Origin of the sequence: Acidisphaera sp. L21, assembly GCF_009765685.1 — a bacterium.
Lineage (GTDB): Bacteria > Pseudomonadota > Alphaproteobacteria > Acetobacterales > Acetobacteraceae > LMUY01.
In genome coordinates this window covers 1-20,094 of the sequence record NZ_LMUY01000075.1, presented here as the reverse complement: position 1 = coordinate 20,094, position 20,094 = coordinate 1, and the positions used below count along the sequence as shown (strand labels likewise).

The window sequence follows — 20,094 nt, the reverse complement described above, 5'->3', positions numbered from 1 at the left end:
CCCCGCCGAATTTTCCGCTCTTCCAGCCGCCCCGCTGCGCCTCGCGGGTTGCTACGAACGGTGACGGTTGCGCTGTTCGGCGCGGTGGCGGGCGGCTCGTTGGTGATGCTGGGCCTGTCCGGCAGCCTGTTCGGACAAATGACGTCGGACGCGCGGGTCATTTCCGCCTCGCCCGGCCAGGTGGCGGTGATCGATGGCGACACGTTGCGGCTAGATGGTGTGGTCGTGCGGCTGAGCGACATCAAGGCGCCCCGCCGCGGGCAGGCCTGCGCCGCCGGGCCGGATTGTGGGATGCAAGCCACCGCCGCACTGGCCGAATTGGTGCGGGACCAGCGGGTTGAGTGCCGAGTTTCCGGCCATGACAGCTTGGGCCGGCCGGCCGCACGATGCGACGCTGGCGGGCAAGACGTGAATGCCGCTCTCGTGATGGTCGGATGGGCGCGTGCTGAAACAGCAACCTTCAGCAGCGCCGAGCATGACGCGCGAAGCCATCGCCGCGGGCTTTGGCTCACAAACTAGGTCGATGCTGCAAGCGCGAAGGTTGCCTTCCACGCAACTTCGCCGTTAATTGGACACATTCACCGGCAGTGCGCCGGTGCATCTGTGGCGGCGATTCACGCCGACCCGTATTCGACAGGAACAGAACATGAGCGGCACCGCCAACGGGTCTCTCACCTTGACGCTTGACGGCTCTAACAAGTCGCTGAGTGTCCCGCTTAGATCCGGCACGATCGGACCGCAGGCGGCCGATATCAGCAAGCTGTATGGCAGCCTTGGGATCTTTACCTACGACATCGGCTACGGCGCGACCGCCGCTTGCGAAAGCAAGATCACCTATATCGACGGTGACGAGGGTGTGCTGCTGCATCGCGGCTACCCGATCGATCAACTGGCAGAACAGTCGAACTTTCTGGAAGTCGCCTATCTGATGCTGAACGGCGAGTTGCCGAACAAGGCGGAGGCGGACGAGTTCCACAAAGGTGTGATGCACCACACCATGCTCCATGAGCAGCTTCGCAGCTTCTTCAGTGGGTTCCGCCGTGATGCTCACCCGATGGCCGTGATGTGCGGTGTCGTCGGCGCGCTCAGCGCTTTTTACCATGACAGCTTGGACATCACGAACGAACAGCATCGTGAAATCAGCGCGTTCCGCCTGATTGCTAAGCTGCCGACCATCGCAGCTTGGGCCTATAAGTACAATATAGGCCAGCCGTTCATGTATCCGCGCAACGACCTCGGCTATGCGGAGAACTTTCTCTACATGATGAACGCGGTGCCGGCCGAGGAATACAAGGTGAACCCCATCCTCGCCCGCGCGATGGATCGGATCTTCATCCTGCACGCCGATCACGAGCAGAACGCCTCTACCTCCACAGTGCGTCTGGCTGGCTCCACCGGGGCCAATCCATTCGCGTGTATCGCCGCCGGCATCGCAAGCCTGTGGGGTCCTGCCCATGGCGGCGCCAACGAGGCCGTGCTGAAGATGCTGGAGGAGATCGGCAGCCCGGAAAATATCCCGGCCTTCATCGAAAAAGTGAAGGACAAGAACAGCGGCGTCCGCCTGATGGGCTTCGGCCATCGGGTCTACAAAAACTACGACCCGCGCGCCAAGATCATGCAGCAAACCTGCCATGAAGTGCTGAAGGAGCTTGGCATTAAGGGCGACAAGATGCTGGACATGGCAGCCGAACTCGAGCGGATCGCGCTTCATGACGAATATTTCATCAGCAAAAAGCTCTATCCGAACGTCGACTTCTACTCAGGCATTATTCTCAAGGCGATGGGCATCCCGACCAGCATGTTCACCGTGCTGTTCGCCGTCGCCCGCACCGTTGGCTGGATTAGCCAGTGGAAGGAAATGATTGAGGATAAGACCCAGCGGATCGGCCGTCCCCGGCAGATCTACACGGGGTCGCCCCTCCGTGATTTCGTACCCGCCTCCAAGCGTGGGTAACGCGTTTCGTTACAGAAGGCCCGGCAGCAATGCCGGGCTTTTTTTTGCGCTTGCACGATTTTCGGCAGGTGAAAATCACGTTCTGCAACGATCCCGGATGAATTCACACTAACGCGTTGATAGCAGTCGATTGCAACCGTATGTTCTTGCGTCTTTCTGCGCGTATGGCACTTCCCGGGCTCGCGCTCCTCTGCCCAATAAGCCGATGTTTTCGCGGCAAAGAACACACGATCGTCTGTAATTAATACGGCGATAAAGCCATTATTCCCTTTAGAACTGAGCCTTAGAGGCCTCTTTGATCCGGCCGCTCTCGGTAAACTGCTGCATCACCCAATCGTGATAGCACAGGAGTTTCGCCGTTGGATTACCCACGATCAATCGATGCCACCGTCCGGTCCCGCCTAAAGCAGTGGCCGCAGCATCCTCCCGGCTTGGTCACGCGTGAGAAAGACGCCTGGTTGCAGGGCCGGCCAGACGATGGCGGCGGGCAGTGCGCCCTCAAACTGCCCGGCAGCCAACAATTCCGAACGTTGCCTGATGGTCTCTGGCTGAATTTCGGTGGCACCCCGACCGAACCATTTGCTGACATCTTCGCCATCGAGGCGTGTTCAACCCTCACCAACCTGTTGGATAAACGGTCGCGTTTCGCACCCTCCACTCACTCGCTGATGGCGGTGTGCCCAGTGCAATGGCTGCTCGCCCCGGTGCTGCCGGACAGCCCAATCCTGCGATGGCAGGCCACCGGCGTGCTGGCAGCGCCGCCCACCCATGCGCTCGTGCTGCCGGTGCGCGACCTCAGGGTGATGTATGGATTGCGGGCCCGGCACTATGATGGATTCATGCAGCAACAAGTGCCCCATCCTCACGAGTTCTTCGTTCCCATGGAGTCCCTCACGGCCAAGAACGGGGATCAGGACCCGGCGATGCAAGCCCTGGTGGCCCGCACATCCATCCGCGCCAACTTCCTGCAACCAGCCGGTACCGCCTGATGCGGCTGTTTATCGACGCCGATGCCTGCCCGGTGCGTGAGGAAGCCTACCGGGTTGCAGCGCGCATGGGGCTTGAGGTGCTGGTCGTGCATAATGGCTCGCGCCCGATCCGGCCGCCGCAGCAACCTGGCGTGCAGATGATCATCGTCGCCGATGGTCCGGACGCAGCCGATGACTGGATCGCCGAACGAATCGAACCAGGCGATATCTGCATTACAGCTGACATTCCCCTGGCCAAGCGCTGCCTGGAACGGGGCGCCCGCGCACTGGGCCATACGGGGCGAAGCTGGACGGGCGACAATATCGGCAGCGCACTCGCCGGGCGGGAGATCGCCCGGCATATGCGCGAGGTCGGGCTAGGCGGTGGGGCACATGCCCCACTGACCCAGGCCGACCGCTCCCGCTTCAGTTCGGCGTTGGATGCGGAGGTGATTCGAGCGCGTCGGGATGTAGTGCGGCCCGTGCCATCAGCGGGTCGTCCGTGATCAGCCCATCTACGCCCCACTTGGCGAGACGCACGATGTCGGCCGGGGCGTTTACTGTCCACGGCACCACGCGCAGCCCAGCGGCGTGGGCGCGGTCCAGCAGCGCGGGGGTCAGTTCGCGGAATTGCGGGGTCCAGGTGCCACCGCCCTCCTCCACCACGGTGTAGGGCAGCCTGGCCTGCCCGCCACGCCAGGCGCGTGTGTTGCGGGCCGTCAACCAGGCGTAGGCGAGGTCGGGGCGCATCTGGCGTAGATGGCGGGGCCCGCGCCAGTCGAAAGATTGAACGGTGACACGCTTGGCTGCACCGACGCGATCGACGATCTCGGCCACGGCCTCTACCAGCCGCTCCGGCGCCCAGGTCAAGCGGGGACGGTTGAAGTAGGTTTTCACCTCGATGGTCCAACGAGCCTCGCTGTCTAGTCGCAGCACATCTTCCAGCGTGGGGATCGTGGCGCCATCCATCGGCACCTGCCGCGGAAAGCGCTTCGCGGTCTTGCTGCCGGGCCGCGCCCGGCCGACGTCGAATCTCTGCAGCTCGGCGAAATCCAGCCTCTTTATCGCGATGTGCCCGGCTTCGATCCAGCGCCCATCCTGGGTGCGCGTCAGATCCGGTGACAGGACGGCATCGTGGCTGATCACTGCCAGCCCGTCCCGGGTCATCCCGACGTCAATTTCGAAATGACGAACCCCAGCTTCCAGCGCCGCCTGGAACCCAGGGATCGTGTTTTCGGGATACAGCGACCGCGCACCGCGGTGCCCAATGATCTCAGGTATCACAGCGGCTGCGACAGCTCAGTCGTCGCCGCATTCACATCCGGAGGTCGGGCCGGTGTCGCCGCGCACGACGTGGTGGTCGATCCACTCAGACACCAGACGCCGCGCCTCGTTGATCGAGGCCTCGGGATGGTGGATGCGATACAGCACCGTGCAAGCGCGGAATGCGTCCATATCGACATTGCCCGTGGCGCGCAGTTCCCGATAGGCAGTTACCACCGCCCTCTCGCACCGCCGCCCGATCACTACCTGGTCGCGTCCCAAAAGCCACTCTCCAATTGCGAGTCTCTCGCAAGCGATGGGATCGTAGGCGGGTCTGCCGCCGGCATCAAGCCTCGCGACCAATGGACGGTCCGCGCGGCCGATTCTGTGGCCGCGCAGTGGCGTCAATCAGGCAATCCGGGCTAGCCACGGACGGCTTGGGCGATGGCGTGGCCAACATCCATGGTGCCGGCCTGGCCACCCATGTCCCGCGTGCGGGGGCCGCCGTCACGCAGTAGCGCCTCGAAGCTGTCGATGATGGCCTGGGCCGCCTCACCCTCGCCCAGATGGTCCAGCATCATCGCCGCCGACCAAATCTGGCCGATCGGGTTGGCGACGCCCTTGCCGGCAATGTCCGGCGCCGATCCATGCACCGGCTCGAACATCGACGGATGCAGTCGCTCCGGGTTGATGTTGGCGGAGGGCGCGATGCCGATGCTGCCGGCCACTGCCGGACCAAGGTCGGACAGGATGTCACCGAATAGGTTGGAGCCGACGACGACGTCGAACCAGTCCGGATGCTGGACGAAGTGGGCGCAGAGAATGTCGATGTGGAATTGCGCGGTCTCGATATCCGGGTAGTCCGCCTTCATCGCGGCGAACCGTTCGTCCCAATACGGCATGGTGATGGTAATGCCGTTCGACTTGGTGGCGGAGGTTACGTGCTTGCGAGGGCGGGTTTTTGCCAGTTCGAAAGCGTATTTCATCACTCGGTCGGTGCCGCGGCGGCTGAACACGCTCTGCTGGCTGACGAATTCATGCTCGGTCCCGGCATACATCCGGCCGCCGATGGCGGAATACTCGCCCTCGGTATTCTCGCGCACCACGACGAAATCGATGTCTTTCTCGGTGCGGCCGGCCAGCGGCGTGCGGGCGCCGGGCATCAGCTTGCACGGACGGACGGAGGCATATTGGTCAAACCCGCGGCGAATTGGGATCAGCAGGCCCCAGAGCGAGATATGGTCGGGCACGCCGGGCCAGCCGACGGCGCCCAGCAGCACGCTGTCGGACTCGCGCAATTGATCGAGCCCGTCCTCCGGCATCATGGCGCCAGTGCGGGTGTAGGTCTCGCAGGACCAGTCGTAATGGGTCGGCTTCAACGTGAAGCCGAAGCGGGTTGCGGCGGCATCCAACACCTCCAGCGCGGCGGGGACGACTTCTTTGCCGATCCCGTCACCGGGGATGACGGCGATTTTGTATGTACGTTCCATGGTGGGAAACCTGCGTCCGCCGGGCCGCCGGGTCAATCGACCGCCTGCGGCCCCATCGACATTCGCGCGCGAATTTCCGTCGCCACACGACCTGCCTCGTCCAGTGGGCTACGCGGCCAGAGGGTGAGGGTCTGGCCTAGCGGGCGGGCCTGCCCTGCCTGATACAGCAATTCGTGCAGGCGGCGGTGGGATGGCCGATCGCCCAGGCTGGCGATGAACACCGGTGCCTCCCCGCTACAGGCCTCACTGATCATGGCGGGCGAATCACCCGTGACGATGGTGATGTCGGACAATGCGATCATGCCCGCATAGGGGTTCTCCCCCGGCTCCCCCCAGCGATAGAGCACGTGCATGCTGGAGGCGAGGCCGCCGGCCAGTGCATCCGTCGCCTCCTGTCCGGTGCGGGGGCTGGTAGTGGCCAGGATCGACCCGCCAGCAGCAGCGGCCATGCGGGCCACCTGCCGCGCCAGGGCGTGTGCCGCAGCGGGGCGCATTTCGCCGCCAAGGTTGCCGCCGCCGACCAGCAGGGTGATCAACGGCCGCGGCAGATGCGACAACCGCCCGGCCCAGGAGACCCGGGCCTGCGACAGCGCCAGCGGGGACAGCCGATGCGGCTCCCCCAGGACGGGTAGGACATTGGGGCCGGTTTGCCGCCGCAGGTGGCGGGGCATCACCAGCAGGTCGAAATGCTTGCCCCGCCAGCGCGGCAGCCCGCAATGCACCAGGCGCGTGCCGAAACCTTGGCGCAGCCACAGAGCCACGGCCTCGGACCGGGGGCTGGCGGAGATGGCGAGCGCCGGGCCTTGCGGGGCGGAGAACGGCCAGCCGGGCGCTAGCAGTCCACGCAGCGAGCCGCGCTGCGATAGCCCGACCATCCGAGCGTTCCAGCGCCACGCCAGCGGCACGCGCAGATGCGGCACACCCAGCCGCTCGGCAATCCCAATCGCCTGGTCGGACACGCGGTCATACGGGTCATCCAGCACCCAAACCGGCGCTGTTTCGTCCTGCGACGGGCCACCTCGGTGACGCAGAGCCGCAGGATCACGCATGGGCGATACACCGGTAAGGGTCACACCGGCATGGACGCGCGCGTCGCCAACGGCTATCGAACCCGCTTTGGAAACGAGAGATCGATATGCCGGACCAGCACCAGACCGATTGGGACCGCGACGCGGCGCTGACCACGGCGCGCATCCTGCTGGAAATCAAAGCCGTCAATTTTCGCCCCGAAGAACCTTACACGTTCACGTCCGGCTGGAAGTCTCCGGTCTACATCGATTGCCGTCGTATCATCTACTTCCCCCGGGCGCGCGCGAAGATCTGCGCCTTGGGCGTAGAAAAGATAGGTCGCCACATCGGCTATGAAACCATCGAGGCCGTCGCCGGTGGTGAAACTGCTGGAATTCCCTTCGCGGCCTGGATTGCAGACCGGATGATGGCGCCGATGGCCTACGTCCGGAAGAAGCCCAAGGGCTTCGGCCGCAACGCGCTGATCGAGGGCGACGTGCCCGAGGGCAAGCAGACCCTGCTGGTCGAGGATCTGACAACGGACGGGCGCAGCAAGATCCAGTTCGCCCAAGCGCTCCGCGATGCCGGGGCGATCGTGAACCATGCCTTCGTCGTGTTCTTCTACGGCGTGTTCCCCGGCAGCTTCGAAACCCTGGCGCAGATGGACGTGCAGTTGCACGCGCTCTGCACCTGGTGGGACGTGCTGGAGGCATGCCGGGAGCGGCCGTACTTCGCGGAGCCGGCGCTGGCCGAGGTCCGCAAGTTCCTGGAAGACCCGGTCGCCTGGTCCGGCGCCCATGGCGGCGTTGCCAGCGCGGAAGAAGCGATCGCCCGCCGCGCCGCCGGCTAAGTCCTGCCTATTGAGGGAAGTAGGAGTCCGTCCAGCCTGCTTCCCCGCTCGGCTTTATTTTCACCTGAGTGCGGCCCAGGCCGTGCCGGGCCAGGATGTCGACGCCACGCTCCTGGTTCAGCATGCGGCAGCCCGCCATTGGGTCGCCGGCATCGGTGGCGCCGTCGGAAATCTTGCGGCTGACCACGGCGCGATTCTGCAGATCCTGCTCGGACGCGCAGATCACCGCCCCCACTTGCAAGCGCGGCCCGGCGATGCCGCGGGTGGGCGCCAGGGTAGAGACGGCCGGTGGAACGCTCGGCGGTAACGCGTCTTCTGGCGTGCTGCCACGACCGCGGCGCTGCGCCTGGGCGCCTGTCGCCACAAGCGCGCCGCATGCCAGCGTGACCGCCAACAGAGTGGTTCGCTTCATTGTAGACCTCACACTTTCGCCGCCTTCTCCTAGCGCGCCACGCCGCCGACCGGAAGCGGGTCTGCAAGGTGTCGGGGGTTCCCCGCGTCGCCAGTCGCGCCTAGCATCGAAGTTTCCCGCCGTTTGGAGACTTTTTATGGCTGTCCGCCCGAATTCCGCCGCCGCCCGCGACGTGGCGCACACGCTGCACCCCTATACCGATTTGGTCGCTCACGAATCGGCTGGGCCGATGGTGATCAGCCGCGGCAAAGGCGTTCGCGTATGGGACGAGGACGGCAAGGACTACATCGAGACCGTGGCCGGCCTGTGGTGCGCCTCCCTCGGTTTCGATAACGAGCGGCTGGCGAAGGCCGCCTACGACCAGATGCGCATCCTGCCGTTCTATCACTCCTTCACTGCCAAATCGCACGGCCCGCTGATCGAGCTGTCGGAGATGCTGACGGCACGGGTTCCGCTTGAAGATTCGCGGGTCATCTTCTCGAACTCCGGGTCCGAGGCGAACGACACGGCGATCAAGATGGTCTGGTACTACAACAACGCGCTCGGCCGCCCGGCGAAGAAGAAGATCATCGGCCGGCTGAAGGGCTATCACGGCATCACCATCGGCGCCGCCTCGCTGACTGGGCTACCGTACAATCACCGCTCGTTCGACCTGCCACTGCCGGGCTTCATCCACACCATGACGCCGCATTTCTACCATGGCGGCGCCGAAGGGGAGACGGAGGAGCAGTTTGCCACACGCTGCGCCGACGAGTTGGAGAAGCTGATCCTGGCCGAGGGGCCCGACACGGTCGCCGCCATGTTCGCCGAGCCGATCATGGGCGCCGGTGGCGTTATCGTGCCGCCCGCGACCTATTTCCAGAAGATCAGCGCGGTGCTGAACAAGTATGACGTCCTGCTGGTCGCCGACGAGGTGATCTGCGGCTTCGGCCGGACCGGAAATTATTGGGGCACCGAGACGTTCGGCATGAAGCCGGACATTCTGACCTGTGCGAAGGCGCTGTCGGCCGCATACATGCCAATCTCGGCCACCGTGGTCAGCCAGAAAGTGTTCCGCCCGATCGCCGAGGAAAGCCATCGTATCGGCACCTTCGGCCACGGCTACACCTATTCCGGCCACCCCGTTCCGGCCGCCGTCGCGATTGAGGCGATGAAGATTTACGACGAAATCAACATCGTCGAGCACGCGCGAGAGGTGGGTGCGCATATGCACACCGAACTGCGCCGTCGCTTCGCCGGGCACGAGCTGGTGGGCGAGATCCGCGGCGTCGGCCTGATCGGCGCCGTCGAGCTGGTGGCGGACAAGGCCATGAAGCAGAATTTCGACCCGGCGCTGAAGATTGGCGCGCGTTGGGCCAAGCTGGGTGAGGACCACGGCGTGATCTGCCGCGGCCTGCCGAACGACAGCCTGGCCTTCAGCCCGCCCCTGATCATCACCGTGGAAGAAGTCGACGACATGCTGGACCGGGTCGCCCGCGCGCTGGACGATTTGACGGTGCAGGTCCGTCGCGAGCGCCTGGCGGTCGTCTGATCTGGAGCCGGCCGACCTCGCCCTGGTAATTGCGCTGGACGGGTCGGCCAGCGTCAATTTCAACGAATTCAATGCCATCGTCGGTGGGATCGCGGCTGCGCTGCGGGACCCCGAGGTGATGGTGGCGTTACAGGGTGGTCCGCAAAGGGCCAGCCTGCTCAGTGTCTTACTGTGGTCCGGGATTGGCGCGCACGAGGTCATGATCGACTGGACGCGCGTCGATACCGATGCCGCGATCAACGCATTCGCCGAGGCCGTCGGCGACGTGCCCCGCACCGTACGCGCGGGCGAAACCGCGATTGGGGAGGCGCTGGTGGTGGCGGAGACCATGCTGGCCGCGCTGCCCGCCCCGGCATCGCGACGAATCATCGATGTGGCGGGCGACGGCCGCAGCAATGCCGGCATCCCGCCTGCCCCGATCCGCGACCGACTGATCGCTGCCGGGGTCACCATCAACGGTTTGTGCGTCCTGCACGAGGAGCCGGATCTGCTGCAAAGCTACACCACCGAAGTCATCGGCGGCCCCGGCGCTTTCGCCGTCGAATGCAAGGACTACGACACCTTCGCCGAGGCAATGCGCCGCAAGCTGGTGCGGGAGTTGTCCTCGCTCTAACTCCCGCCCAAGCCCGCCTCTATGCGCGAATCAGCGTGCCGATGCCGCTTTGCAGGAACATTTCCAGCAGGCACGCATGCGGCTGCTTGCCATCCAGGATCACCGCCGCCTTCACGCCACGGCGCACGGCGTCGACGCACGTCTCGACCTTCGGGATCATGCCGCCGGTGATAACGCCCTCGGCACAGAGGCGACTGACGTCGTCGATCGTCAGTTCCGGGATCAGCTTCTTGTCGGCATCCAGCACGCCGGGCACGTCGGTCAACATCAGCAGGCGCTTGGCGCCCAACGCCCCAGCCACCGCACCGGCAACCGTGTCGGCGTTGATGTTGTAGGTCTGCCCGTCCTCGCCCCAGCCGACCGGCGCGATCACGGGGATCAACCCGGCGCCGGTCAGCGCATGGATGACCCGCACGTCGATCTCGGTCGGCTCGCCCACGAAGCCAAGGTCGAGCACGCGTTCGATGTTGCTGCCGGGGTCCTTCACGGTACGCTGCAGCTTGCGGGCGCGGATCAGGCCGCCATCCTTGCCGGAAATCCCCACGGCCAGCGCGCCGGCCTGGTTGATGAGCCCGGCGACGTGTTTGTTGACGGTGCCAGCCAGCACCATCTCCACCACTTCGACCATGGCAGCGTCCGTCACCCGCAGGCCGTCGATGAACGTGGATTGGATCGCCAGCCGCTTCAGCATGGCGTTGATCTGCGGGCCGCCGCCATGGACGATGACGGGATTGATGCCGACTTGCTTCAGCAGCGCGATATCGCGGCCGAATTGCTCGGCCAGATGCTGCTCGCCCATGGCGTGGCCGCCGTATTTCACCACGACGGTCGCCCCGGCATAGCGTCGCAGGTACGGCAGCGCATGGGCGAGGATGCGCGCCTGTTCGGCCGGCGCGGTCTGGATGATTTCCTCGATGACGGTGCTCATGCGGCCCAGGTCTCCGGCGATAGGAAGGCCAGCTAGCTGTGCCTGCGCCGCCGGGTCAACCCGTGAGTGCGGCGACGCTGGCCCGCAATGCCTCGATACCAGTGCCGGAGTTGCTGCTCGTGATGGCGACATCCGGATAGGCGGCGGGGTGCTTACGCGCGATCGCCGTGACTTCTTCCAACTTCGCGGCCAGCACGCGCGGCTTCACGTCGTCTGCCTTGGTCAACACGAATTGGTAAGTGACGGCGGCGCGGTCCAGCAGATCCATCGCTGCGGTGTCGGACGCCTTGATCTCGATCCGCGAATCCAGCAGCAGCAGCACCCGCTGTAGCGTCGGGCGGCCGCGCAGGTATTCGAACATCAGCCCCTGCCAATCCTCCTTCACCGACTTCGCCGCTTGCGCGTAGCCGTAGCCCGGCATGTCCACCAGCGTCAGCCGGCCGCCCAGGTCGAAGAAGTTGAGCTGCCGCGTGCGACCCGGCGTGTGGGAAGCACGCGCCAGCGCGTGATGGCCCACCAGCGCGTTGATCAGCGAGGATTTGCCGACGTTGGAGCGGCCGGCAAACGCCACCTCCGCCCCCGCGGGCGGGGGCAGCTGGTCCAGCCGCTGGGCGGCGAAGAAGAACTTGCAGGGCGCGGCGAATAGCAGCCGCCCCCGCTCGAGCGCGAGAGCCTCTAGCTCTTCGCGCCCTGGCTCTTCGGGGTTCGGGGCAACGCCGTCGCTGCCGTCGGGCCGATCTTGGTCCGGCGCATGATCAGCCATTGCTGCGCGATCGTGAGGGTATTGTTCCAGCTCCAGTAGATCAGCAGGCCGGCGGGGAAGCGGCCCATCATGAACATGAATATCAGCGGCATGAACTTGAACAGCCGCGCCTGCATCGGGTCGGGCGGCGGCGGGTTCAGCTGCTGCTGTGCATACATCGTGCTGCCCATGATCAACGTCCAGGCCGACAGATGCAGGAAGCTCGCATACTGGATCGGATCGATCGGGATCAACCCGAACAGGTTGAACACGTTCGTCGGGTCCAGCGCCGACAAGTCATGGATCCAGCCGAAGAAAGGCGCGTGCCGCATCTCGATGGTGACGAAGATCACCTTGTATAGCGAGAAGAACACCGGGATCTGCACCACCATCGGCAAGCAGCCGCTGGCGGGGTTCACGCCCTCGGTCTTGTAGAGCTGCATCATCTCGGACTGCAGCTTGGCCGGCTCGTCCTTCAGCCGCTCGCGCAGGGCCGTCATCTTCGGACCCAGCAGCTTCATCTTGCTCATCGAGCGATACGATTTGTTCGCCAGCGGGAAGAACAGCGCCTTGGCGAACACGGTGAACACCATGATCGCGATGCCGAAATTGCCAAGCACCCCGTTCAGCCAGTCCAAGGCGTAGAAGATCGGCTTGGTCAGGAACCAGAACCAGCCGAAATCCACCGCGTAGGAAAACAGCGGAATGTGCTCCATCTGCTCGTAGCGCGCGAGGGTATGGACTTCCTTGGCCCCGGCAAACGCCTTGAAGCTGGTGGACATTTCCGCACCCGGCGCCACCGTCAGCGGCGCAGTGGATACGAAATCGGTCTGGTAGCGGGTTGGGCCAGTGGCGGACTTGCCGAACCGGTAGGACGAGGTTTGCGCCGCCGACTGATCGGGTATGACAGCCGTCAGCCAATATTTGTCGGTGATGCCGATCCAGCCGCCGGTCGTCGGCAGCGTTTCCGCCACGCCGCCATTCTTCGCCGCATCAGTCTTCACCGTGGCATAGCTCGGGTCGTTCAGTTTGCCGCCCAGCACGCCCAGCGGGCCTTCGTGCAGGATGTAGTAGCCCGCGGTCACCGGCTCGTAATCGCGGCGCACCTGCTCGTACGGGTGCAGGGCGACTGGCGCACCGGTGTTATTCTTCACTGACTGGGTGACGGTGAACATGTAGAAATCGTCGACTTCGAGCTTGATCGAAAACACCAGCCCGGCGCCGTTATCCCAGTTCAGCGTCAACGGCGCCGCCCGGGTTAGCTCCTTGGCGGACGGGGTCCACATCGTTGCCTCGTCGGGCAGCTTCACGCCGGGCGTGTCGCTGGTCCAACCGTATTGGATGTAGTTCGGCTCCGGGTCGGTCTGCGGCTCCAGAATACGAACCAGCGGCGAAGTTGGGCTGACTTCCTCGTGGTAGTCACGCAGGACCAGGTCATCCAGCACACCGCCACGCAGGCTAACGCTGCCGCTGACACGGTCGGCATTGATCGGAATGCGTGGCACATCCTTCGGCGGCGGCACCGCCTGCGGCTCGGTGCCGGGGAAGGACGGGTCGGTGCTGCGGCGAACCGTTTCGGGCGCTGCCGGATTAAGGTTCGCTGCCGTCTGCTGCGCAGGGATGCGCGCCGGGGTCTTCGGCAACAGGAACTGGAAGCCGAGCAGGATCGCGATCGAAACTGCAATGGCGACGATGAGGCGCTTCTGGTCCATGCGGGCGTTCAGCTCTCGGGTTTGGGGACGGGGTCGAAACCGCCCTCGTTCCAGGGGTTACAGCGCAGAATGCGCCTGCCGGCCAGTGCGCCACCGCGCAGGGCGCCGTGGGTGCGCAATGCCTCGACCGCGTAATCGCTGCAACCAGGATGGAAGCGGCAATTCGGGCCTAGCAGTGGACGCACCGTAAGCTGGTAGCCGCGCACGGCCCCCTGCAGCAGGAACGCCGCCGGGGTCACGCAACGCCCACCTTGTCCAACGCGCGGGCGAAATCGTCCATCAGCACGAGAAATGGGCGAGCCCGGGTCGCGTCGCGCCCGATCAGAACCAGGTCGACGGCGCCAACGGGCCGGGTTTGCAGCAGCAGGCGGGCCGCTTCCTTCAACCGCCGCCTCGTGCGATTGCGGATGACGGCATTGCCGACCTTCTTCGTCACGGTGAAGCCGATCCGGGCCGGGCCGGGTTCGGCCTGCGGCAAAGCTTGTAGAACCAGACCGGGCATTGCTGCCTTCCGCCCCGACTTGGCTACGCGCAAAAACTCGGCGCGACACTTCAGCCGTTGAGGCGGTGGGGCAATTGGCGCGGGCGCCCGGTCCGGCGCCATAGCGATGGCCTAGGCCGAAAGCTTCTTGCGGCCCATGCGGCGACGGTTGGCAATGACCTTGCGGCCGCCCACTGTCGCCATGCGGGCGCGGAAGCCGTGCCGATGCTTACGGACCAGCTTCGAGGGTTGATAGGTGCGCTTCACGACGATTCTCCAGCAGCGGCAGGGGCGCGCTCTCGCGGGCCCTGTTCAAGGCGCGGCTTATAAGCGCCAGCACCCCATCGCGTCAATTCTTCGCACCAGGACAACATGCCAAATCCGAGCGGTCGTGTCTTCCGTCGCTGCCGGGTCGGGTCTGCGGCGGTTCTGGCGTATAAGAACGCTGCGACGCCGCCGCCCAGGAGATCCACCCCGTGCCCCTTCCCCCGGCCTTGCACAGCAGCGCGAACCGACCAGCGTTCTGGTTCGTTGCGCTGGCTCTTGCCAACCTGTGCACCGAGTCGCTCGCCTGCTGGTACCTTGGGTTTCCCGCGCCGGGTCTCGCCACGTGCCTCGGCTTACTCGCCCTGGCGGTGGTGGTTGCCGGAATCATGGCGTTTGCCTTGGACCGGCTCGTCCTCGCGACTTATCGGCAGCTTACTGCAGATGGGGCGACGGCCGCGGCAGAACGGGAGGTGCTGGAGCTTGCGCTCGCAGCCCGGCTCGAACAGCAGCGACGCCTGCGGCACGACATTCGCGGCGTGTTATCGCCCGTGCTGTTGACGGCGGACCGCCTGTCCAACCATGCCGACCCGGCGGTCAAACGATCGGGCGAGATCCTGTCCCGCACCGTGGATCGTGCCACCGCCATGCTGGCGGAGGCGGCCGAGGCGGCCTCTAATCCTCCCGCCGATCCTTGAACTCGACGTCGCGGTGGACGTGAACGCTCATGAGCAGGCCGAACCCGAACATGACGGTGAGCGAGGCGGAGCCGCCATAGGACACCAGCGGCAGCGGCACCCCACCAACCGGGATCGCACCCGTCACCATGGCGATGTTGACCGCCACGTACAGGAAGAAGTTGACGCCAATCCCCAGCGCCACCAGCCGCCCGAATTGGTGGCGGCAGCGTAGCGCGATCGCCATCGCCCCCAGGACGATCAGCAGCAGCAGGCCCAGCACGGCCAGGCAGCCGACGAAGCCAAATTCCTCCGCCAGCATGGTGAAGATGAAGTCGGTCTGCTTTTCCGGCAGGAAGTTCAACTTGCCCTGGGTGCCCTGCAGATACCCCTTGCCCCACATCCCGCCGGAGCCGAGGGCGATCTTGGATTGCTGGATGTTGTAGCCGGCGCCCAGCGGATCGCTTTCCGGGTTCAGGAACGTCTCGATCCGGGCCTTTTGATAATCGTGCAGGTAGCCGTAGGCGACGCGGGCAGCGAAGGGGATGGGGATCACGACGAGTGCCATCTTCCACCAGCGCACTCCGGCGGCGAGGAAGATCGTGCCGCCGATTAGCGCCGTGATGACGGCGGTGCCCAAATTCGGCTCCTTCAGGATCAGCAGCACGGGCGCGGCGACCATCAGGGCGGGCGGGATCAGGAACAGCGGGTTGCCCATTCGCTCCCATGTGGCGCGATGGAACCAAGCGGCCAGCGCCACGACCAGCGCGATCTTCATCAGCTCGGAGGGCTGGAGCTGCGTGCCACCGAACTCGATCCAGCGTTGCGCGCCCTTGCCCACGTGGCCGACCCGCAGCACCAGCACCAGCAGCGCCAGGGAGACGCCGTATAGCGGCCACGCCAGTCTCTCGATGATGCGGATATCAACCAAGGCAACGCACAACATCATCACCAGACCGAAAGCGAAGCGGATCGCCTGCTTGGACGCATACGGGTCGGGCGAGCCGCCCGCAGCGGAGTACAGTGCGGCGTAGCCGACCCCAGCCAGCGCGCAGATTAGCAGCACGTAGATCCAGGAGATCTGGAATAGCTTGGTCGTCAGGCCAAAGGACGGCTCGGCCCGGATCAGGCGGCGTTCGTTGATCATCGCCGGGCGATCAGGACCGGTCCGCCAGCTTCTGCCCTTGCGGCTCCGACCGGTTCACCGGGTCGCGGGTCAATGCGTCGACCATGATGTCGCGCGCCAACGGGCCGGCGGTGGTGGCGCCGGCATTGCCGTGCTCCACCACCAGGCTGACCGCATAGCGGGGCGAGTCATACGGGGCGAAGCAGACGAACAGGGCGTGCGGCCGGTACTCCCACGGCAAGTTTTCCGATTTGAAGTTGCCGTGCTCCCGCAACTCCCGCGACACCCGGCGCACCTGGCTGGAGCCGGTCTTGCCGGCAAGCTGCATGCCCGGCATTCCCAGCCGGGCCTGTGGGGCGGTCCCGCCAGCGTCGTTCACCACGGCGAACATCCCCTCCCGACAGAGCTGAAGATGCCGTTCCGACAGGTTCATGCTGGGCCAATCCGCCGCTTGCACACCCGGCTGCATCACGCCGCTGAGCGTGCGGGTGACGTGCGGCTGAACCGCCCGCCCGGTCGCCACGCGGGAGACATAGGTGCACAGCGCCAGCGGCGTCGCCTCCACATAGCCCTGGCCGATGCCGCAGTTCACGGTGTCGCCGATGCCCCAGGCATGGCCGTGCGACTGGCGCCAGGCGCGGGTCGGCATCAGCCCCTTGCGGGCGCCGGGTAGCTCGATATCCAGATTGACGCCGATGCCGAAGCGGTTGGCCATTGCCGCCAGCCGGTCGATCCCGACCCGGCGTGCCAGTTCGAAAAAGAACACGTCGCAGGAATTCTTCAGGCCGCCACGGACATCCAGCGCGCCGTGGCCATACTTGCTCCAGCAATGGAACCGCGTATCACCGATATCGAGGTAGCCCGGGCAAACGATGCGATCGCCAGGCCCGATCACCTTGTTGTCCAGCCCGGCCATCGCCACGGCCATCTTGAACGTGGACCCGGGCGGGTAGACGCCGGAGGTCGCCTTGTTGATCAGCGGTGCGCGACGGTTGTTGGTCCACTCCACCCACTGTGCCTGCGACACGCCAGAATTGAACAGGCTGGGGTCGAAGGACGGGGTGGTGGTCATCGCCAACACCTCGCCATTGCGGCAATCCATCACCACGGCCGACGCGCTCAGGTCACCCAGCCGGCTCAGCACCTGCTTCTGCAGCTCGACATCGATGGTCAGGCCCAGATCCTGCCCGGACGTGCCCTCCTGGCGGTCCAACTCGCGGATCACCCGGCCGACGGCATTCACCTCCATCTGCACGGCGCCTGCCCGGCCGCGTAGCTTCAGGTCGTGGAATTTCTCCACACCAGCGCGGCCAATACGGATGCCGGGTAGCGCCAGCATCGGGTCATCGCCCATATCGCCCTCGGATGGTGGGGCGACGTAGCCGACCACATGGGCCAGGTTCGGCCCCTCTGGATACAGGCGGGACGTGCCGACATCGACCAGGATGCCGGGGAGGTCGGGCGCATTGACCTCGATCCTTGCCATGTCGTCCCAGGTGAGGAATTCGCGCACGACCAGGGGGATGAAGCGGCGGCGGCGGTGCAACTCGCGGTCGATCCGGGCGCGCTCGTGGTCCTGTAGCGCGACCACTTGGCTGAACGCGTCCAGGGTGCCGCCGACATCGGCGGTTTCTTCCACCATCAGCAGGGCGCGCCAATTCAGCTTGTTGCCGCCGACCACGGTACCAAACCGATCCAGGATGCGGCCGCGTGGGGGGGCAATCAGCCGTGCGCTGATGCGGTTGCTCTCGGCCAGGGTGGCATAGCGCGCACCCTCCTCCACCTGCACCTGGTATAGCTTGGCGGCCAGCACACCCAGGACACCGATCTGCCCGGCGCCCAACAACAGGGCGCGGCGGGTGAAGACGCCGGTGGTCCTATTCTCCTTCTTCATGACCCTACGCCTGTTCCGGGTTGGCCAGGCTGCGATGGGCCCGGGTGAACAGCATCGCCAGCGCCGGGTACAGCCCAGCCGTGAGAGCCCATTGGAACAGCGCCGGGGCGGGCGAGAACAAACGCATCGTCAGCGCGCAAGTCAGCGCCCATTGCAACAATGCCGCGCCAGCCGCCACGCCGACGAATGCGAGCCACACCACCACGAAACCCTGCCGCACCAGCACCCGGCGCCACCGCACCGCCAAGCCATGCACCGTCAGCAACACGATGATCGACGCGCCAACGGGGGACAGCCCCAGCAGATCTGCCAGCAACCCGATCGCGAACACCACGGCGGGCGGCATGGAATTTGGCCGGAACAGCGACCAGAAGAACACGCAGGCCAACGCCGCCGCGGGCTGCCACTCCGCCTGGCCCGGAATTCCCAAAGGAAAAGACGTCACCAGCAGCATCAGCGCGGTGCAGGTTGCCGGAAAGGCCGCGCGGGACGTCGCATCCAGCTGTCGCCACAGGGTGGGGCGCGGCCGAATTCCGGGAGTCTTGTCCATCAGCGCTTGCGATCGGCGACCAAACGGTTTGGGCTCTCGGGCGGCTGGATGCCGGTCAGGCCGTAATCGAAGATCCGCACGACTTCCAACCGATCCAACCGGGCAAACGGCTCCACTTCCGGCACGTTGCTGGCGGTGTAGTGGACGACACCGATCGGCAAGCCCGATGGAAAGGCATTCGCCTCCGAACTGGTCACCACGCGCTCCCCCTCGGCCGGCATGCTGCCCTCGGGCCAGAACATCAAGCGCGGGCGGGCATTGTTGGTGCCGACTAGCATGGCGCGGCTGCGGGTGTTCTCCAGTGTGACGGGGATGCGGCTATTGATGTCGGTGATCAGCAGGACACGTGCGCTGCGGGTGCCGACCTCGGTCACGCGACCGACCAGGCCCCGTTCATCAAGGGCGATCTGCCCCTTGGTGATTGCCCGGTTCGGCCCGGTGGAGAGCAGAACGGCCCGCGCATACACGCCACCAGCATCCGCCACGACCCGCGCCGTGACGTAGGAGGGCGCCGGGTCCGGAATCCAGTGGAGGTTGGCCTTCAGCGACGTATTTTCCGCGTCGAGCGCCATCGCGACCGCCTGCCATTGGCGCAGCCGATCGTTCTCCTCCCTCAGCCGCGTGTTTTCGGATCGGACCGTCAGCAGATCCCCGGCGTCGGCCACCGTGTCGTGCACGCGGGCAATCGGCTCCGAAATAATGCCGAAAATCGGCGCCAGCGCGTCCGCAAGCGCCATGCGGACACGCTCCGTCAGCACCGCGTCGGCCTTGCCGAGCAACATGACGCCGAACGCCACTGCGATCAGAACCGGGAGTGTAAGCCGGGAGAGCGCCTGGCGGACTGGGATGGAAAGCCGGATCACGGAGCTAGGCGGTTCCCTAATACATCGATGTCAGCACGTTACGCAGGCGCTTCATCTCCTCCAATGCACGCCCTGTGCCGAGCGCCACGCAGGACAGAGGCTCCTCCGCGACAACGACAGGCAACCCGGTCGCGTCGCGCAACACCTGGTCCAGACGATACAGCAAAGCACCACCGCCCGTCAGCACGATTCCCTTGTCGACGATATCGGCCGCCAATTCGGGTGGCGTGTTCTCCAATGCGACCTTCACCGCCTCCACGATCGCGCTGACCGGCTCGGCCATGCTCTCGGCGATTTGGCGTTGGCTGACATGCACCTCACGCGGGACACCGTTCATCAGGTCGCGGCCCTTCACCTCGCGGTAGGGCCCCTCTTCGCCGTAATCCGGCGGGCAGGCGGCACCGATGTCCATCTTGATCCGCTCGGCGGAGCTTTCGCCGATCAGCAAGTTATGGTTTCGACGGATGTAGCTGATGATCGCCTCGTCCATCTTGTCGCCACCCACGCGAACGCTGCGGCTGTAGACGATGCCGCCCAGCGAGATGACGGCGACCTCGGTCGTGCCGCCACCGATATCGACGATCATCGAGCCGGATGGTTCCGTTACTGGCAGGCCCGCGCCGATGGCGGCAGCCATCGGTTCCTCGATCAGCATCACCTTGCGGGCGCCGGCGGATTCCGCGCTCTCCTGGATCGCCCGGCGCTCGACGGCTGTGCTGCCCGATGGCACGCATACGATGATCATCGGGGACGAAAAGCCGCGCCGGG

Annotated in this window: 24 protein-coding genes; 8 read left to right on the top strand and 16 right to left on the bottom strand. The window is 65.3% G+C overall.

Going from position 1 to position 20,094, the window contains the following annotated elements; all coding sequences use genetic code 11:
* The 4 genes from GSQ76_RS14870 to GSQ76_RS14855 all read left to right on the top strand — a co-directional run.
* The coding region (locus GSQ76_RS14870; RefSeq protein WP_216851070.1) for a thermonuclease family protein at positions 1-519 on the top strand (519 nt) is incomplete at its 5' end.
* Between the two features lie 127 nt (positions 520-646).
* Positions 647-1,954 (top strand): citrate synthase, encoded by a 1,308-nt coding sequence (gene gltA, locus GSQ76_RS14865; RefSeq protein ID WP_158744696.1) that lies wholly within the window; start codon positions 647-649, stop codon positions 1,952-1,954.
* 530 nt (positions 1,955-2,484) lie between these two features.
* Positions 2,485-2,943 (top strand): hypothetical protein, encoded by a 459-nt coding sequence (locus tag GSQ76_RS14860; RefSeq protein ID WP_254070417.1) that lies wholly within the window; start codon positions 2,485-2,487, stop codon positions 2,941-2,943.
* Complete coding sequence (locus GSQ76_RS14855; protein ID WP_158744694.1) at positions 2,943-3,428, top strand: YaiI/YqxD family protein; 486 nt, start codon at positions 2,943-2,945, stop codon at positions 3,426-3,428. Before GSQ76_RS14860 ends, GSQ76_RS14855 begins: the two co-directional genes overlap by 1 nt.
* On the opposite strand, the gene GSQ76_RS14850 is transcribed toward GSQ76_RS14855, so the two are convergent.
* From GSQ76_RS14850 to GSQ76_RS14835, 4 genes are all read right to left on the bottom strand, one after another.
* Positions 3,349-4,206 carry a glycerophosphodiester phosphodiesterase family protein gene (locus tag GSQ76_RS14850; protein WP_158744693.1) on the bottom strand — a complete coding sequence of 286 codons (858 nt, stop codon included), beginning with the start codon at positions 4,204-4,206 and terminating at the stop codon, positions 3,349-3,351. The two genes, GSQ76_RS14855 and GSQ76_RS14850, sit on opposite strands and share 80 nt — an antisense overlap.
* A gap of 15 nt (positions 4,207-4,221) precedes the next feature.
* Entirely contained in the window at positions 4,222-4,467 is a 246-nt protein-coding gene (locus tag GSQ76_RS14845; protein WP_158744692.1) for a hypothetical protein, read from the bottom strand.
* Between the two features lie 140 nt (positions 4,468-4,607).
* The gene (locus GSQ76_RS14840) at positions 4,608-5,675 is read right to left on the bottom strand and encodes a tartrate dehydrogenase (protein ID WP_158744691.1); all 1,068 of its coding nucleotides are present in this window, start codon (positions 5,673-5,675) and stop codon (positions 4,608-4,610) included.
* A 32-nt stretch (positions 5,676-5,707) separates the two neighbouring features.
* Positions 5,708-6,724, bottom strand: coding sequence for a mitochondrial fission ELM1 family protein (locus tag GSQ76_RS14835; RefSeq protein WP_158744690.1), 1,017 nt, complete (start codon positions 6,722-6,724; stop codon positions 5,708-5,710).
* 86 nt (positions 6,725-6,810) lie between these two features.
* Here GSQ76_RS14835 and GSQ76_RS14830 point away from each other — a divergent pair, with 86 nt between their 5' ends.
* A complete protein-coding gene (locus GSQ76_RS14830; RefSeq protein WP_158744689.1) occupies positions 6,811-7,533 on the top strand; it encodes an orotate phosphoribosyltransferase in 723 nt (240 codons plus the stop codon).
* A 7-nt stretch (positions 7,534-7,540) separates the two neighbouring features.
* Here the strand turns inward: GSQ76_RS14830 and GSQ76_RS14825 are convergent, their stop codons facing one another.
* On the bottom strand, positions 7,541-7,945 hold the full coding sequence (locus GSQ76_RS14825) for a hypothetical protein (RefSeq protein WP_158744688.1): 405 nt from the start codon (positions 7,943-7,945) through the stop codon (positions 7,541-7,543).
* Positions 7,946-8,081: 136 nt separating this feature from the next.
* Here GSQ76_RS14825 and GSQ76_RS14820 point away from each other — a divergent pair, with 136 nt between their 5' ends.
* Together GSQ76_RS14820 and GSQ76_RS14815 are read left to right on the top strand one after the other, a co-directional pair.
* Positions 8,082-9,476, top strand: a complete 1,395-nt coding sequence (locus GSQ76_RS14820) for an aspartate aminotransferase family protein (protein ID WP_158744687.1) — start codon at positions 8,082-8,084, stop codon at positions 9,474-9,476.
* Between the two features lies 1 nt (position 9,477).
* Positions 9,478-10,089 carry a DUF1194 domain-containing protein gene (locus GSQ76_RS14815; RefSeq protein ID WP_158744839.1) on the top strand — a complete coding sequence of 204 codons (612 nt, stop codon included), beginning with the start codon at positions 9,478-9,480 and terminating at the stop codon, positions 10,087-10,089.
* A 19-nt stretch (positions 10,090-10,108) separates the two neighbouring features.
* On the opposite strand, the gene argB is transcribed toward GSQ76_RS14815, so the two are convergent.
* From argB to rpmH, 6 genes are read right to left on the bottom strand one after another with little or no spacing between them, the layout of a single operon-like run.
* Positions 10,109-11,017, bottom strand: coding sequence for an acetylglutamate kinase (gene argB / locus GSQ76_RS14810; RefSeq protein WP_158744686.1), 909 nt, complete (start codon positions 11,015-11,017; stop codon positions 10,109-10,111).
* Between the two features lie 55 nt (positions 11,018-11,072).
* Positions 11,073-11,780 (bottom strand): ribosome biogenesis GTP-binding protein YihA/YsxC, encoded by a 708-nt coding sequence (yihA, locus tag GSQ76_RS14805; RefSeq protein ID WP_158744685.1) that lies wholly within the window; start codon positions 11,778-11,780, stop codon positions 11,073-11,075.
* Complete coding sequence (yidC, locus tag GSQ76_RS14800; protein WP_158744684.1) at positions 11,693-13,471, bottom strand: membrane protein insertase YidC; 1,779 nt, start codon at positions 13,469-13,471, stop codon at positions 11,693-11,695. The genes yihA and yidC overlap by 88 nt, the downstream gene beginning before the upstream one ends.
* A gap of 8 nt (positions 13,472-13,479) precedes the next feature.
* On the bottom strand, positions 13,480-13,710 hold the full coding sequence (yidD, locus tag GSQ76_RS14795; protein WP_158744683.1) for a membrane protein insertion efficiency factor YidD: 231 nt from the start codon (positions 13,708-13,710) through the stop codon (positions 13,480-13,482).
* Positions 13,707-14,048: a ribonuclease P protein component gene (gene rnpA, locus GSQ76_RS14790; RefSeq protein WP_408836695.1), complete on the bottom strand. Its 342-nt coding sequence runs from the start codon at positions 14,046-14,048 to the stop codon at positions 13,707-13,709. The genes yidD and rnpA overlap by 4 nt, the downstream gene beginning before the upstream one ends.
* 36 nt (positions 14,049-14,084) lie before the next feature.
* Positions 14,085-14,219: a 50S ribosomal protein L34 gene (gene rpmH, locus GSQ76_RS14785; RefSeq protein ID WP_158744681.1), complete on the bottom strand. Its 135-nt coding sequence runs from the start codon at positions 14,217-14,219 to the stop codon at positions 14,085-14,087.
* A gap of 209 nt (positions 14,220-14,428) precedes the next feature.
* Here rpmH and GSQ76_RS14780 point away from each other — a divergent pair, with 209 nt between their 5' ends.
* Complete coding sequence (locus GSQ76_RS14780; protein ID WP_158744680.1) at positions 14,429-14,914, top strand: hypothetical protein; 486 nt, start codon at positions 14,429-14,431, stop codon at positions 14,912-14,914.
* Here GSQ76_RS14780 and rodA read toward each other — a convergent pair.
* The 5 genes from rodA to GSQ76_RS14755 form a co-directional block, all read right to left on the bottom strand.
* The gene (gene rodA, locus GSQ76_RS14775) at positions 14,892-16,040 is read right to left on the bottom strand and encodes a rod shape-determining protein RodA (RefSeq protein WP_158744679.1); all 1,149 of its coding nucleotides are present in this window, start codon (positions 16,038-16,040) and stop codon (positions 14,892-14,894) included. The genes GSQ76_RS14780 and rodA overlap by 23 nt on opposite strands.
* A gap of 10 nt (positions 16,041-16,050) precedes the next feature.
* Complete coding sequence (mrdA, locus tag GSQ76_RS14770; protein ID WP_158744678.1) at positions 16,051-17,913, bottom strand: penicillin-binding protein 2; 1,863 nt, start codon at positions 17,911-17,913, stop codon at positions 16,051-16,053.
* Positions 17,914-17,917: 4 nt separating this feature from the next.
* Entirely contained in the window at positions 17,918-18,463 is a 546-nt protein-coding gene (locus GSQ76_RS14765) for a rod shape-determining protein MreD (protein WP_158744677.1), read from the bottom strand.
* On the bottom strand, positions 18,463-19,326 hold the full coding sequence (gene mreC / locus GSQ76_RS14760; protein WP_158744676.1) for a rod shape-determining protein MreC: 864 nt from the start codon (positions 19,324-19,326) through the stop codon (positions 18,463-18,465). The genes GSQ76_RS14765 and mreC overlap by 1 nt, the downstream gene beginning before the upstream one ends.
* Before the next feature lie 16 nt (positions 19,327-19,342).
* The coding region (locus GSQ76_RS14755; protein ID WP_158744675.1) for a rod shape-determining protein at positions 19,343-20,094 on the bottom strand (752 nt) is incomplete at its 5' end.

Coding starts and splice junctions, on each gene's coding strand:
- yidC (WP_158744684.1), bottom strand. CDS start 13,471: ATGGACCAGAAGCGCCTCATCGTCGCCATTGCAGTTTCGATCGCGATC.
- GSQ76_RS14855 (WP_158744694.1), top strand. CDS start 2,943: ATGCGGCTGTTTATCGACGCCGATGCCTGCCCGGTGCGTGAGGAAGCC.
- yihA (WP_158744685.1), bottom strand. CDS start 11,780: ATGGCTGATCATGCGCCGGACCAAGATCGGCCCGACGGCAGCGACGGC.
- GSQ76_RS14765 (WP_158744677.1), bottom strand. CDS start 18,463: ATGGACAAGACTCCCGGAATTCGGCCGCGCCCCACCCTGTGGCGACAG.
- gltA (WP_158744696.1), top strand. CDS start 647: ATGAGCGGCACCGCCAACGGGTCTCTCACCTTGACGCTTGACGGCTCT.
- rodA (WP_158744679.1), bottom strand. CDS start 16,040: ATGATCAACGAACGCCGCCTGATCCGGGCCGAGCCGTCCTTTGGCCTG.
- GSQ76_RS14830 (WP_158744689.1), top strand. CDS start 6,811: ATGCCGGACCAGCACCAGACCGATTGGGACCGCGACGCGGCGCTGACC.
- argB (WP_158744686.1), bottom strand. CDS start 11,017: ATGAGCACCGTCATCGAGGAAATCATCCAGACCGCGCCGGCCGAACAG.
- mrdA (WP_158744678.1), bottom strand. CDS start 17,913: ATGAAGAAGGAGAATAGGACCACCGGCGTCTTCACCCGCCGCGCCCTG.
- GSQ76_RS14820 (WP_158744687.1), top strand. CDS start 8,082: ATGGCTGTCCGCCCGAATTCCGCCGCCGCCCGCGACGTGGCGCACACG.
- GSQ76_RS14835 (WP_158744690.1), bottom strand. CDS start 6,724: ATGCGTGATCCTGCGGCTCTGCGTCACCGAGGTGGCCCGTCGCAGGAC.
- GSQ76_RS14840 (WP_158744691.1), bottom strand. CDS start 5,675: ATGGAACGTACATACAAAATCGCCGTCATCCCCGGTGACGGGATCGGC.
- GSQ76_RS14825 (WP_158744688.1), bottom strand. CDS start 7,945: ATGAAGCGAACCACTCTGTTGGCGGTCACGCTGGCATGCGGCGCGCTT.